Genomic DNA, 13,571 nt, shown 5'->3' with positions numbered 1-13,571 from the left:
CTTTGCCTTTGCCTTTGCCTCTTACCGCTATCTCAAGCGCTGATAAAGGGATGGGTGAGAGTGGCAGGAAAGAAGGGGCGATTCAGAGGGGATGGTTGACGAAAAACGGGAGAGATCAAAAAGGGCTGCGTGGGCAGCCCTTGGTCTAGCTTGATGTATGGCGCTATGCCTTGGGCTCAGCTTGCCCAGGTGATGATATGGTCGGCCCACTCACCGGCATCGACCTCATGGATGACTTTGCCCCGTACCGATTGTCCGGCCTGGTGCATGGCAGAGCGGCTGCCGGTGATAAGGGGATGCCAGGCCGGCAGGGGATTGCCTTCTGCCAGCAGACGATAGGCGCAGGTCGAAGGCAGCCAGTCATACTCGGCGATTTTGTCATGAGTGATCTGCAGGCAGTCAGGCTCTTTTTTGAAGCGATTCAGGTAGTCAGAACACTGGCAGGTCTTGGTGTTGAGCAGGTTGCAAGCGACATTGGTGAATACCAGCTCTTCGGTGTCTTCATCGATAAGCTTGTTGAGGCAGCACTTGCCACAGCCGTCACAGAGGGATTCCCATTCTGACTCGGTCATCTGTTGCAGACTCTTGGTCTGCCAAAAAGGGGCTTGCATCATACTGCTCACTTAATACACCTGATAAAACGCGTGGTTATACCTCTTGTTACCTCACATTTCAAGGATGACGGCCCATTGCCAGTGGCATGTGTTTTCCAAGGGCAATGGCTGGCTCAAAATAACCTTGCTCTGATCCGCAAGTTGTTATCATCGGGCCCCATCTCCATCCTTACAGCTTCCATCATTTATGGCGATGACCTATCTCTTTGGCCGAGTCTCGCCATAGTCGGTTTTTGTCAGTGATTGAGGTAGATATCCTGTTCTGCATAGGCGACCTGTGGCTTGGCTGCTCTTGGCGTCACGTCGCCCAAATAACGGATGAATACGCCAGATTGCTGTTCCAGCCGTTGCAATTTGGCGTGATCCAGTTCGATCGTTTCGGGTAACCAGGTGAACACGGCAGCACAATGGCCAGAACCGAGGCTGCGCTCCAGCGTCTGCTGCCAGTTCTTGATCTTGGTGCTGTGCACAATCAAGACCCTGGCTGGATCAAGTCCCTGTTCCTGCAGATGGAGAGAAGCAGGGCGGCCTGGCGGGGCGATCAGCAGGATCCATCCCTTGGTAGGAATTGACTGTGTACCCAGTTCTTTGTGCAGCGGTTCATCAGACAAGAAAGACGCGCGAGCGTGAGTCGGTCCCGCTTTGCAAGCCGTTCTGGTTGGCCAGGGATTGCTCATGGTACGGGTCATTCCATAGAGAGGTGAGTGCTGGGGCTGGTTCATCTACGCATCCTGTATAAAAACTCAAGCTGTATGTGCATACAGTAGTTCTGTCCTGTGACTCTGACAAGGCATTTTTGCCAAAAAATGTGATGCCCTTGGCAGGATGGGAGAAAAAGATACTGATTTATCAGGAAAATTTTTTTAAAAGCAGTGGTCGTTTTTTATTCGATGGACAAATGGAATGGAACCGCCCATGGTTATACAGGGTTAATGCAGGGGAGGTGACGTCATGGATATCAGTACTTTGCAGCGTCTGGATGCCAACATCTTGTTGGGCATCATCAACGAAAAGCTGAGACTGGAGTGTGACGGGCTGGAAGAGTTGCTGGCTTATTACGACATGAGTGAGGAGCAACTGGCGAACAGGTTGGGCCAGATTGGGTATCACTATGATCCCTTGACCAACCAGTTCAAGGCTCATCCCTGAACAATGGGGGATATCGTGTTGGCTTCATATTACATTTTGGCGCATTGAAATCGCTTTCAATGCGCCATTTCATGGCTTATTTTCAAGGATTTTCAAGACTTGGCAACCTCTGAAAACCTATTCATATTTCATTATTTTTACGATTGCATTAACTTATTGATTTTTATGGTTTTGATTGATTTTTAAAAGAATTTTAAGGAAAGGGTTTTCATACTTTTATTGCGTTTCCCGTGGGGTAAAGTGTGACTTGCGTTAACTTTTAATTCAGCTGCTTTCGTTAGTATTCTCACGCCGGTAAATATTTGAGATAACAACAGCGCCGGACCCGTTAACCGGGATAACAATTTTATTTGTAACGAAGGAATATGGTTTATGGCTACCAAGAAGAAGACAGACCAGGATCTCCAACTGGATAAAGATCAGCTCAAGGCGAGTATCGTGCGTCACCTGCGTTCTACCTTGGGTACAAGCGAACAGAAAGCCTCTCCCGAAGCGTGGTGGAAAGCCACCGCTGCGGCCGTCAACGAACAGGTGTACGAGCGCCTGACCCGCACTCAGCAGACTCACTTCAAGAAAGACACTCGTGCGATTCACTATCTCTCTGCTGAATTCCTGATGGGGCGTTTGACCTCCAACAACCTGCATAACCTCTCCCTGTACAAGATCTGCGAAGAAGCGCTTGGCGAGCTGGGTCTGGAACTGACCGATCTCTGCGAGCAAGAGCCGGATATGGCCCTTGGCAATGGCGGCCTGGGTCGACTGGCTGCCTGCTTCATCGATTCGCTGGCGACCCTCAACTATCCGGCCGTTGGCTACGGCATTCACTACGAGCACGGCCTGTTCCGTCAGGAAATTCAGGATGGTCGCCAGATTGAGCGTCCGGACTCCTGGCGTGAATATGGCAACCCCTGGGAGATCTGCCGCCCGGAATCGGTGCAGGAGATCCCGCTCTACGGCTACGTGGAAACCGTGTTTGGTGACAAGGGCGGCCTGAAGAAGGTGTGGCACGCCGGTCGCAAGATCAAAGGGGTGCCCTGGGATATCCCGGTGGTTGGCTTCGGCGGCCACACCGTCAACATCCTGCGTTTGTGGGAGTCCCGTGCTTCCGAGTTCTTCGACTGGGACGTGTTCAACGCCGGTGGTTACATCGACTCCCAGGCCGAGAAAGCCCAGGCCGAGACCATCTCCAAGGTGCTCTATCCAAACGATGATACGGATGCAGGCAAGGAGCTGCGTCTGATCCAGCAGTACTTCTTCTGCGCCTGTTCCATCAAGGACATCATGCGCCGCTACAAGCGGGTGCACGGCAGCGACTTTGGCAACTTTGCCACCCAGATTGCCATTCAGCTCAACGATACCCACCCCACAGTGGCGATCCCCGAGCTGATGCGGGTGCTGGTAGATGAAGAGGGGATGGACTGGAATGCGGCCTGGGATATCAGTTATCAGGTCTTCTCCTACACCAACCACACTTTGCTGCCGGAGGCGCTGGAGAAGTGGTCTGTCAGCCTGTTCGAGAAGGTGCTGCCGCGCCATCTGGAGATCATCTATGAAATCAACGCCCGCTTCCTGAATGATCTGGTCGAGCCCAAGTGGCCGGGCAACGACGCCATCAAGGCCAAGCTTTCCATCATTGAAGAGGGGAGTGTGCGCAAGGTGCGGATGGGCAACCTGTGCGTGATCGGCTCTTCCAAGGTCAATGGCGTGGCCGAGATCCACTCCAAACTGGTGAAGGAAGATCTCTTCCCCGAGTATGCCGAGTTGTGGCCCGAGAAGATGTGCAACGTCACCAACGGTGTGACCCCGCGCCGCTGGCTGCTGGCCTGCAACCCGGAACTGGCCGAACTCTACAACGAGGTAGTGGGTAAAGAGTGGCCGCTGCAGCTCGACAAGCTGCGCAGCGTGGTGAAGTTTGCCGACGATAAGGCATTCCAGAAGCAGTTCATGACCATCAAGCGTCACAACAAGGAGAAGCTGGTCAAGGTCATTAAGGCCGAAACCGGCATCGACGTCAGTGCCGAGGCGATCTTCGACGTCCAGATCAAGCGTCTGCATGAATACAAGCGCCAGCAGCTGAACCTTATCCACATCATGGCGCTCTACCGTCGTCTGCTGGCCAACCCGGACTACGACATGCACCCGCGGGTGTTCATCTTTGGCTCCAAGGCGGCACCTGGCTACAAGCTGGCCAAAGACATCATCTATGCCATCAACAAGTTGGCGGAGCGGGTTAACAACGATGTGCGCATTCAGGGCAAGCTTAAGGTGGTGTTCATGCCGAACTACCGCGTGAGCCTGGCCGAGAAGCTGATCCCGGCGGCGGATGTCTCAGAGCAGATCTCCACCGCAGGTTACGAGGCATCCGGTACTGGCAACATGAAGATGGCATTGAACGGCGCCATCACCATCGGTACCCTGGATGGGGCCAACATCGAGATCGCCGAAGAGGCCGGTGCCGAAAACTGCGCCATCTTCGGTTTGAATGTGGACGAGGTGAAGTCCCTGAAGGGGCGTGGTTACAACCCCTATGACTTCTACTATGCCAACTCCGAGCTCAAAGCCGTGCTGGACTGGTTCGATACCGATTACTTCACGCCGGGTCGCCCGGGGGAGCTCTCCTCCATCAAGCGTTCCCTGCTGGAAGGAGGCGACCCCTACCTGACCCTGGCAGATTTCGCCTCCTATTCGGAAGCGCACAAGCTCATCGATACCTGGTATCGGGATCCGGCGCTGTGGGCGAAGAAGGCCATCATCAACTCGGCCACCATGGGCAAGTTCAACTCCGACCGCTCCATTCAGGACTATGTGGATCGGATCTGGAACCTGAAGCCCTGCAACATCGGCTGACAAGAAAGCAAACCCAAACCCCCGCCATGCGGGGGTTTTTTATTGGGCGTGGGTGACTTTGGTTGGTGCGAGCGCGGGAGAAAGGCCAACTGCCCAACTGTTATCTCCAGCGTGCGGTTCTGTTATTTGAGTGCGAGTGACGTCGGATGACGGGGCTGAGAACGGGAGAAAAAGGTGCGCACTCCAGGAGAGTCGGCAGGCAAGAGAGGCAATAAAAAAGGCCCCGTCAGGGGCCTTGGCATACATGGGTTAACTCAATGGAGTATGTCGCCCATGAAGTAGGCAAGCATGGTCAGGATGACAGTGAAGACCAGGTTCAGCACCAGGCCTGCTCGCATCATTTCACGCTGCTGGATGTGGCCGCTGGCAAATACGATGGCGTTGGGCGGCGTGGCGACAGGCAACATGAAGGCACAAGAGGCACCGACGGCGATCAGCACGGAGACGACGATGGGCGACACCCCCAAGGCTTCCGCAACGCCGGCAAACAGGGGCACCAGCAGGGCGGCGGTGGCAGTGTTGGACACCAGCTCGGTCAGGAACACCACGAAGGCGGTCAGGCACAGCAGGATGACGAAGATCGGCATGGCAGCAAGGCCGTTGGAGAGGTGCTCCGCCAGGAAGGCGTTGGCGCCGGTTTGCTTCAGGATGGCGCTCAGGGTCAGGCCACCGCCAAACAGCATCAGCACACCCCAGTCGGTGTTCTGGTTGATGTCATCCCAGCTGGCCACCCGGCTGATGGCAATAGCCAGGATGGCACCCATGGCGATCAGGGTGTCGAACTGGGGAATGCCTCCCAACGCCTTGGCGATGGGTTGTGAGCCAATCCATAGCAGAACTGTGGTCAGGAAGATGCACAGGGTCACCTTGCGCTGGCCCGTCCACTGGATGGTCACCTGTTCGGTGCTGACCTGATGGGAGAGATTGGGGCGCGTCACCAGATAGAGCAGGCCGATACCCACTGGCATGAAGATGATGACTACGGGGATGCCGAATCTCATCCAGTCGGTAAAGCCAAGACCCATCTGGGCTGCAGCGATGGCATTGGGGGGGCTGCCGACCAGGGTGCCGATCCCGCCAATACTGGCGCTGTAGGCGACGCCCAGCAGGACGAAGACCAGGGTGCGGCGATCCTTGTGAATGTCGAGGCCTTTTAGCATACCGAGGGCCAGCGGCATCATCATGGCGGCGGTGGCGGTGTTGCTGATCCACATGGAGAGGGCCGCCGTGATGGTGAAGAGTACCATGGAGGCCCAGCCCAGATGCCCCTTGGCGAGCTGCATCACCTTGGCGGCGATCTGGGTGTCCAGCCCCTGTTTGGAGAGGGCGGCTGCCAGGGCAAAACCCCCGAAGAAGAGGAACAGGACGGGGTTGGCGAAGTCCGTCAGGGACTTGCTCATGTCAAACACCCCGAGCAGGGTGGCGAGTACAGGAATGGACAAGGCCGTGATGGTGATATTCACCGCTTCGGTCAGCCAGAGGATGGCGATGAAGATCAGGATGGCGAGACCCTTGTTGACCATGGGGTCAAACGGGAGCCAGGCCAGCATGGCACAAAGCAGCAGGACATCCAGGATCACGATCCCTGATTTGATGTCCAGCCAGCGTGATGGTACTGAGGGTACAGCAGATGTGTGCATAGCATTCTCTCGGTTAATTTATGGTTGTTGTTGTGTTGCCGAGATTACATTCATTCACCTGTTTGAAACAGTGGGGTGTGCTGGAAATCTGCCTCTATTCACAAATTACGGACATGAAAACAAAGTTTAAAACAAATAAAAAACTATATCACAACATAAATTAAACATCTTGAAACTGTTCCAGCCACTGTTTGAACATGCTTTTTGGCAATGAGCCATTGATCTGGGCCAGGACCTTTCCTTGCCTGAATACCATCAGGGTGGGAATGCTGCGAATGGCGTAGCGTGTGGCCAGGGTAGCCTGTTGTTCGGTATCCACCTTGACGAACCGCAAACCCGGTTCAAATTCGTGCGCCACTTCGTGGAAGACGGGGGCAAATTGTTGGCAGGGGCCGCACCAGCTGGCCCAAAAATCGACAACCACCGGGATATCGGACTGGATCAGGGTATCAAACTGCGCCTCTTGTCCGATGCTGGGGGTCTGGCTGAACAGGGGAGACTTGCAGTGACCACAGTTGGCAGACAGGCTGAGCCGGTCTTGGGGCAGGCGGTTTCGTTTAAAGCAGTGACTACAATAAGTAGTGATAAATGACATAATAAGCTCCGGTGTGCTCGATGCTGCGCGAAATATTGTCACCAGGTCAGGGACATATAACGGTAACATGGTGACTGGCCGGTGTGGATCATTCACTTCGGGATAAAAGTGACAACGGCCGTATCTGCGACCTTGAAATGAGAGACGGGATGAATAAAGGATCACGGAAGAACCGTGTTGTGCTGGGGCTGATTGTTGCCTTGTTGCTCGCCTTTTCCGGCTACTGCTGGCAGTTGCTCAGCTGGCAGCAGCAGGCTCAGGAGCTGAATACGGCGGCCGAGGTGGTACTCAACCGTATCAATTCGGATACCGTCTATCTGCTGGGGCGGGAAAAGGCCAACGATGAAAGTGTTCAGCAGCGGCTTGGTCAGCTCTCTTTTACCCTTGATGGGTTCGCGCGCAAGGTGCGCAGTGATCCGGACAAGACCCACGCCCACCTCGCCAAGGCGCTGTTGCAAGATATGGACTCCTATCTGATGCAACTGGCCCGATTGCATGCCATGGAGATGTCCATCAGGTACATGGCGCAGCCATTTGAACGCCAGTTGCAAAAAGTGCGTGAGCTCGGTGCGACCGACAGCCTATTGCAGCGGGATGTGCATGAGCTTGCGCAATTGAACGGTTATCTGCAACACAGCTGGGATCAGAACGAGCAGCAACAGCTGCTCGCTTTGCAGCAGCAGCTCGCCTCCCGCTATCCCAACCGCCCCGAGGTCATGAATCTGCTCGAACTCAGTGAAGAGATGGCCCGTCAGGTGGTGGGCTATCACTCGCTGCGTTACCAGTTGATCGACATGCATGTGAGCGACAGCCTGGTGCGCTGGAAACAGGGCAAGCTGGAGCGGGCCTCTGCGCTGATGAGCCACTTTTATTTGATGGTGCTGTTGGGGGCGCTCATCTGCTTCGGACTGGTGGCCGCCACCTTGTGGCGCCGCAACCAGAAGCTGAGCGAGCTATCACGCCAGACCGGGTTGCTGGCGCAGGCCAAGAGCGATTTTCTGGCCAACATGAGCCATGAGATCCGCACCCCCATGAACGCCATTATCGGCTTCAGTTCGCTGGCATTGCAGACCGAGCTGGATCAGCAGCAGCGGGATTATCTCGGCAAGATAAAATCCTCCTCCGATACCCTGTTGCTCCTTATCAACGACATCCTCGATCTGACCAAGGTGGAGTCCGGCAAGCTGACGCTGGAGGAGATCGATTTCGACCTGAGCGAGCAGCTCGACTCGCTGGCGGGCATGTTTGCCGATCTGGCCGAACGCAAGCATATCGAGGTGATCATTCGCAAATCCCCCGAGGTCCCGCTCTTCTTGCGTGGCGATCCCCTGCGTCTGGGCCAGGTGCTGGTCAATCTGGTCAACAACGCCATCAAGTTTACCGAGCGTGGTGAAGTCGAAGTCTCCATCGAACTGGCCAACCTGCATCCGATGCGGATCCGTTTCAGTGTACGGGATACCGGGATCGGCATCGCCGAAGAGAAACAGAGCCAGTTGTTCCAGGCCTTTACCCAGCTGGAGGCGGGCAATACCCGCAAATATGGTGGCTCGGGGCTGGGTCTGAATATCTCCCAGCGACTGGTCGAGCTGATGGGGGGGCAGATCACGGTGCAGAGCAAACCGGGTGTGGGTTCTCTGTTCCAGTTCGAGATCCCCATGGCCCAGGCCATGTACGGTGTCGCCGGTCACAGAGTCTTCTTCGAGAACCAGCCGCTGGTGATGGTGATGGATGACAACGAGCTGGTGCTGGAGCTGGCCAGGGATATTCTGAGCCGTGCCGGCATGCGCGTACTGGCGGTCAACACCCTTTCCCGTGCCCGCCAGGTGCTGCGCGAAGAGGGACCGAGTCTGCGACTCGCCATCCTCGACTGGCGCATGGGGCAGGAGGATGGTCTGGATCTGGCGCTTGAGATGTCCCAGCATCCCCAGTGGCGTCAGATTCCCATCCTGATGATCAGTGCCTGGGCCAGGGAGGGACTGCATGCCCGAATGGAGGGGCTGGGGCTGACCCACTTCCTGGCCAAGCCGATGACCGAAAATGCCTTGCTGGCCAAGGTGGATGAGCTGCTCAACGGCAGTGCCTACGACCACCATATCCGTCAGGCCGAGGCCCAGGGGGAACAGCAGTACTTCAAATCCCTGCTGCAGGGGACCCGTGTCTTGCTGGCCGAGGACAACAGGGTCAACCAGCAACTCATCATCGAATATCTGCGCCGGGTCGAGGCTGTAGTGACCGTGGTCAACAATGGCCGGGAAGCGGTGGAACGGGTCTCCGAGCAACCCTTTGACGTCATCCTGATGGATTTGCAGATGCCGGTGCTCGACGGATTGGATGCGACCCGCCAGATCCGCAAGATGGTCGACAAGCATGACGTCCCCATCATAGCCCTGACCGCCAGTGCCATGCCCGGTGACAAGGAGCGTTGTCTCGGGGTCGGGATGAATGGTTATGTGACCAAGCCGGTGAGCAAGCTGGATCTTTACAACAACCTGCTGCAATGGGTGAAACGCCAGGGGAGCGAGCAGAGTGGCCTGCTCGAGGTCAAACCGCCGGACATGATGGGGATCCTCGATCTGCAGGACGCGCTCAAGCGTCTGGATCAGGACAAGGAGGCGCTGCAGATCCTGTTCAAGCTGTTCATGTCGGAGCACAAGGACGACCTGTGGGAGATCCGCTCCGCCCTGCGTCGCCAGCAGCCCGAGATCGCCAGCAAGTTGCTGCACACACTCAAGGGAGTCTCTGCCAATATTTCGGCATCTCGCTTGCAGATGGTGGCAGGAGAGCTGGAGTGGCGGCTGCGGCAAAACGAAGTGCTGGAGGATGTGGATCTGGAGCAGTTGCAGGCTGTCTTCAGCCAGACGCGGGAAGAGGTATCCCACTTTCTGCTCACGGGCGAACAGCATGAAAATTCGTATGGTGCCTATACCCTGGCAGATGATCGCATGTCTCAGGGGATCAAATAGTAATTATTCTCAACCCTTCCGGTTCGGGATATGATTAGCCTTCATTCGAGTCGCCTCCAGCCGGAGGCGACTGTTTCCTTTCTTCCTATTTCGAGGCATCCCCATCGCTGCCCAGACGGGCGGGCTGGTGGACGCCAAAGGTCGGTGGTGTGAGCGTATTTCTACGATTGGGCTGGTTTTTCAAGGAGCAGTGGCGGCGGTATCTGATCGCCATCACCCTGCTGATGATGGTCGCCATACTGACGGTGATCCCCCCCAAGGTGGTGGGTTGGGTCGTGGATGGTATCGCCAAGGGGGAGCTGGATAATGACACCCTGTTGCGTTACCTGGCCGGACTGTTTGGCCTTGGGTTGCTCATCTATCTGCTTCGTTACGTGTGGCGGGTGATGTTGTTTGGTGCCTCCTACCGGCTGGCCTATGTGCTGCGCAATCGCCTGTTTGGCCACTTCACCCGCATGAGCCCCGATTTTTACCAGCGTCACCGTACCGGTGATCTGATGGCTCATGCCACCAACGACATCCAGGCGGTGGAGATGACCGCCGGGGAGGGGGTGCTGACCCTGGTGGACTCCATGATCGTCGGCATCCTGGTGCTCTCCATCATGTGCAGCCAGTACTCCTGGCAGTTGACCCTGCTCTCCCTGCTTCCATTGCCTGTGATGGCGTTTTTCATGAACCGCTTTGGCAAGCAGATCTACAAGGAGTTCAAGGCGGCGCAGGGGGCCTTCTCCCGACTCAACAACAAGACCCAGGAGGCCCTCTCGGGTGTCCGGGTGCTCAAATCCTATGCGGTGGAATCCCTGGAGGATCAGGGGTTTGCCGAGCTGACCCGTCAGGCGGGGGAGCGCAACATGGCGGTGGCACGCATCGACGCCAAATTCGATCCCGTCATCTATCTGTGTATCGGCTGCTCCTACTTCCTCGCGGTGGCAGGGGGCAGCGCCCTGGTGCTGCAGGGTGAACTGACCCTGGGGGAGCTCACCAGCTTCACCATGTATCTTGGCCAGCTGATCTGGCCCATGTTTGCCATCGCCTGGCTGTTCAACATCATAGAGCGGGGCAGCGCCGCCTATTCGCGCATCGAGAGTCTGCTTGCCGAGCGCAGCGACATCGAGGATCCCGCGCAGCCACAGGTGCTCACCAGTACATTTCCGCTCAGCGCAAGCGGGGTAGGCTACCGGCTGGAGCAGCGCGACCTGTTGCAGGATATCGATTTTACCTTGCAGCGGGGCGGCATGCTCGGCGTGGTGGGGCGCACCGGCGCAGGCAAGAGCTCGCTGCTCAAGCTCTTGATGCGCCTGGCCAACCCGAGCGCCGGGCAGCTCACTATGGGGAGTGTTCCCATCGAGCAGCTGGCGCTTGGCGAGCTGCGCCGCCAGTTTGCCTATGTGCCGCAGGAGCCATTCCTGTTTTCCACCACCATCGCCGCCAACATTGCCCTCGGCAGGCCCGATGCCAGCCAGGAGGAGATAGAGCGGGTGGCTCGTATCGCCTGCGTTCACGATGACATCGTCCGCTTCCCCAAGGGATACGAAACCGAGGTGGGGGAGAAGGGGGTGACCCTCTCCGGCGGACAGAAGCAACGGCTCGCCATTGCCCGGGCCCTCTTGCTGGAGGCGCCCATTCTGGTGCTGGATGATGCCTTGTCTGCGGTGGATGCCCATACCGAGCAGCAGATCCTGCACGCCCTCAAGGCTCATCGCCGCACCCTGATCCTGGTCAGCCACCGCATGACGGCGGTGGAGCAGGCCGACGAAATCCTGGTGCTGGAGCAGGGACGTGTCAGTGAGCGGGGCCGCCACGGTGCCCTGATGGCCCACAATGGCTGGTATGCGGATATGGTCCGTTACCAGCGCCTCGAACAAGACGTGGAGGAGAGCCAGTGAACCCGGCTATTGGACGGTTACTGAATGACTTGTTGCGCCCGTCTTGCGCCCCTGAAACACGCAGTGGGGAGAGTCTGTGAATCCAACGATTAAACGCCTGCTGGCTTATTGCACCCGTTATCCCGCCTGGCTGACCCAGGCCGGTATTTGCCTGCTGCTGGCCACCGGTGCCGAGGTGGCGGGCCCTCTGCTTATCAAGCTCTTTATCGACGACTATCTGGCGCCGCGCCGGCTGGAGTGGGGCATGATCGCCGCCATTGCGGCGGGCTATCTCGGCCTGCAGGTGGTGTCGGCTGCTGGTTTTTATCTGCAATCCCTGCGCTTCAACCGCATCGCCCAGGCGGTGGTGCAAACTCTTCGTGAGCAGGTATTCGCCACCGCCATCCGTCTGCCTGCCAGCTACTTTGACAAGCATCGCTCCGGCTCGCTTATCTCCCGCATCACCAACGACACCGAAGCGATCATGAACCTCTATGTACAGGTGATTGGTCTCTTGGTGCAGAAGGTGGTGCTCCTGTGCGGCATCCTCATCTCCATGGCGCTGCTGGATCTGCGCCTGATGCTGGTGTGCGCCATGTTGCTGCCGGCGGTGGCCGGGGTGATGTGGCTCTATCAACGCTTGAGCGTGCCCGTGGTGCGGGCGACTCGCAGCCTGCTCTCCGATATCAACAGCCGCCTCAACGAATCCTTGCAGGGGATGCCGGTCATTCAGGCCATGGTGCAGGAGCGCCACTTCGCCAATGTCTTTGCCGGGGTCAACCAGGAGCACTGGGCCGCCAGGCTCAAGAGCCTCAAGATCAACGGCATCCTGTTGCGCCCGCTCATCGATCTCTTCTACATGATGGTGCTGATCGGGCTGCTGGCGCTGTTTGCTCATGAAGGGTTGAGCGCGGGGGGCGCCATCCAGGTGGGGGTGCTCTACGCCTTTATCAGCTATCTGGGGCGGATGATCGAGCCCCTTATCGAGATGACCAACCAGCTCAACCAATTGCAACAGGCCATGGTGGCCGGGGAGCGGGTCTTTGCCCTGCTCGATGAAGAGCGCGAGAGCACGGCTGGTGATCCTGTGGCCTTGCAGGGACGGGTCAGTTTCGAACGAGTGAGCTTCTCCTACGACGGTGAGCAGCAGGTGCTGCATGAGGTGAGCTTTGCCGCCCGTCCCGGCCAGATGCTGGCGCTGGTGGGTCACACCGGCAGCGGCAAGTCCACCATCATCAGCCTGCTGATGGGCTTCTATCCGCTGGATCAGGGCACCATTCGCTTCGATGATCACCCCATGGAGAGTCTGTCGCTCTCGGCGGTGCGCCGCAGCATAGGGCTGGTGCAGCAGGATCCCTTTATCTTCGTCGGGACTCTGGCCGAGAATTTGCGCCTCGGGCGCGACGGTATCGATGATGCCAGGCTCTGGCAGGCGCTGCGCGACGTGCAGCTCGCCGATTTTGTCAAGCGTCTGCCAGCAGGGCTCGAGACCCTGATGGAGGAGGGGGGCAAGAACCTCTCTGCCGGTCAGCGCCAGCTGCTTTCGTTTGCCCGTGCCCTGGTGGGGGATCCGCGCATCCTCATCCTGGACGAGGCGACCGCCAGCGTGGACTCCCAGACCGAGCTGGCGCTTTCCCAGGCGCTCTCGGCGGCGCGCCGTGGCCGCACCACCATCGCCATCGCCCACCGCCTCTCCACCATCGTCGATGCGGACGAGATCCTGCTGCTCTCTCGCGGTCAGGTGAGCGAACGGGGCACCCATGGCGAGCTGATGGCGCTCGGGGGGCACTATGCCCAGCTGTTCGAGATGCAGAGCCAGGGGGCCTGGCTCGAGGAGAAGCGGGCCTGAGCGCGGGTCAATTGCAAGGAGTGAAAACGGCATCACCGGCCATGGGCCG

Annotated in this window: 9 protein-coding genes; 5 read left to right on the top strand and 4 right to left on the bottom strand. The window is 57.6% G+C overall.

Annotated features, from left to right (window positions below; translation table 11 throughout):
- Nucleotides 1–176: 176 nt before the first annotated feature.
- A complete protein-coding gene (locus tag BN1123_RS18640) occupies nt 177–611 on the bottom strand; it encodes a YcgN family cysteine cluster protein (RefSeq protein ID WP_042028924.1) in 435 nt (144 codons plus the stop codon).
- Between the two features lie 239 nt (nt 612–850).
- Entirely contained in the window at nt 851–1,336 is a 486-nt protein-coding gene (locus BN1123_RS18635) for a cell division inhibitor (RefSeq protein ID WP_026456127.1), read from the bottom strand.
- Between the two features lie 229 nt (nt 1,337–1,565).
- Between BN1123_RS18635 and BN1123_RS18630 the strand changes: the two genes are divergently transcribed.
- A complete protein-coding gene (locus tag BN1123_RS18630; protein ID WP_026456128.1) occupies nt 1,566–1,763 on the top strand; it encodes a DUF4250 domain-containing protein in 198 nt (65 codons plus the stop codon).
- Nucleotides 1,764–2,135: 372 nt separating this feature from the next.
- The gene (locus BN1123_RS18625) at nt 2,136–4,610 is read left to right on the top strand and encodes a glycogen/starch/alpha-glucan phosphorylase (protein WP_042028923.1); all 2,475 of its coding nucleotides are present in this window, start codon (nt 2,136–2,138) and stop codon (nt 4,608–4,610) included.
- Between the two features lie 254 nt (nt 4,611–4,864).
- On the opposite strand, the gene BN1123_RS18620 is transcribed toward BN1123_RS18625, so the two are convergent.
- Together BN1123_RS18620 and trxC are read right to left on the bottom strand one after the other, a co-directional pair.
- Nucleotides 4,865–6,250, bottom strand: coding sequence for an SLC13 family permease (locus BN1123_RS18620; protein WP_042028921.1), 1,386 nt, complete (start codon nt 6,248–6,250; stop codon nt 4,865–4,867).
- Nucleotides 6,251–6,410: 160 nt separating this feature from the next.
- The gene (gene trxC, locus BN1123_RS18615; RefSeq protein ID WP_042028918.1) at nt 6,411–6,845 is read right to left on the bottom strand and encodes a thioredoxin TrxC; all 435 of its coding nucleotides are present in this window, start codon (nt 6,843–6,845) and stop codon (nt 6,411–6,413) included.
- A 149-nt stretch (nt 6,846–6,994) separates the two neighbouring features.
- On the opposite strand from trxC, the gene BN1123_RS18610 reads away from it, so the two are divergent.
- From BN1123_RS18610 to BN1123_RS18600, 3 genes are all read left to right on the top strand, one after another.
- Nucleotides 6,995–9,808 (top strand): hybrid sensor histidine kinase/response regulator, encoded by a 2,814-nt coding sequence (locus BN1123_RS18610; RefSeq protein ID WP_042028917.1) that lies wholly within the window; start codon nt 6,995–6,997, stop codon nt 9,806–9,808.
- A gap of 149 nt (nt 9,809–9,957) precedes the next feature.
- The gene (locus BN1123_RS18605) at nt 9,958–11,694 is read left to right on the top strand and encodes an ABC transporter transmembrane domain-containing protein (RefSeq protein WP_042028916.1); all 1,737 of its coding nucleotides are present in this window, start codon (nt 9,958–9,960) and stop codon (nt 11,692–11,694) included.
- Between the two features lie 76 nt (nt 11,695–11,770).
- A complete protein-coding gene (locus BN1123_RS18600; RefSeq protein ID WP_042028915.1) occupies nt 11,771–13,522 on the top strand; it encodes an ABC transporter transmembrane domain-containing protein in 1,752 nt (583 codons plus the stop codon).
- Nucleotides 13,523–13,571: the final 49 nt, after the last annotated feature.

Origin of the sequence: Aeromonas enteropelogenes (assembly GCF_000819845.1) — a bacterium.
In the GTDB taxonomy this organism is placed as follows: domain Bacteria; phylum Pseudomonadota; class Gammaproteobacteria; order Enterobacterales; family Aeromonadaceae; genus Aeromonas; species Aeromonas enteropelogenes.
Note: the sequence above shows the minus strand (reverse complement) of the source record. Positions and strands in the feature narration are given on the sequence as shown.

Coding starts and splice junctions, on each gene's coding strand:
- BN1123_RS18635 (WP_026456127.1), bottom strand. CDS start 1,336: ATGAACCAGCCCCAGCACTCACCTCTCTATGGAATGACCCGTACCATG.
- BN1123_RS18620 (WP_042028921.1), bottom strand. CDS start 6,250: ATGCACACATCTGCTGTACCCTCAGTACCATCACGCTGGCTGGACATC.
- BN1123_RS18640 (WP_042028924.1), bottom strand. CDS start 611: ATGCAAGCCCCTTTTTGGCAGACCAAGAGTCTGCAACAGATGACCGAG.
- BN1123_RS18610 (WP_042028917.1), top strand. CDS start 6,995: ATGAATAAAGGATCACGGAAGAACCGTGTTGTGCTGGGGCTGATTGTT.
- BN1123_RS18625 (WP_042028923.1), top strand. CDS start 2,136: ATGGCTACCAAGAAGAAGACAGACCAGGATCTCCAACTGGATAAAGAT.
- BN1123_RS18630 (WP_026456128.1), top strand. CDS start 1,566: ATGGATATCAGTACTTTGCAGCGTCTGGATGCCAACATCTTGTTGGGC.
- trxC (WP_042028918.1), bottom strand. CDS start 6,845: ATGTCATTTATCACTACTTATTGTAGTCACTGCTTTAAACGAAACCGC.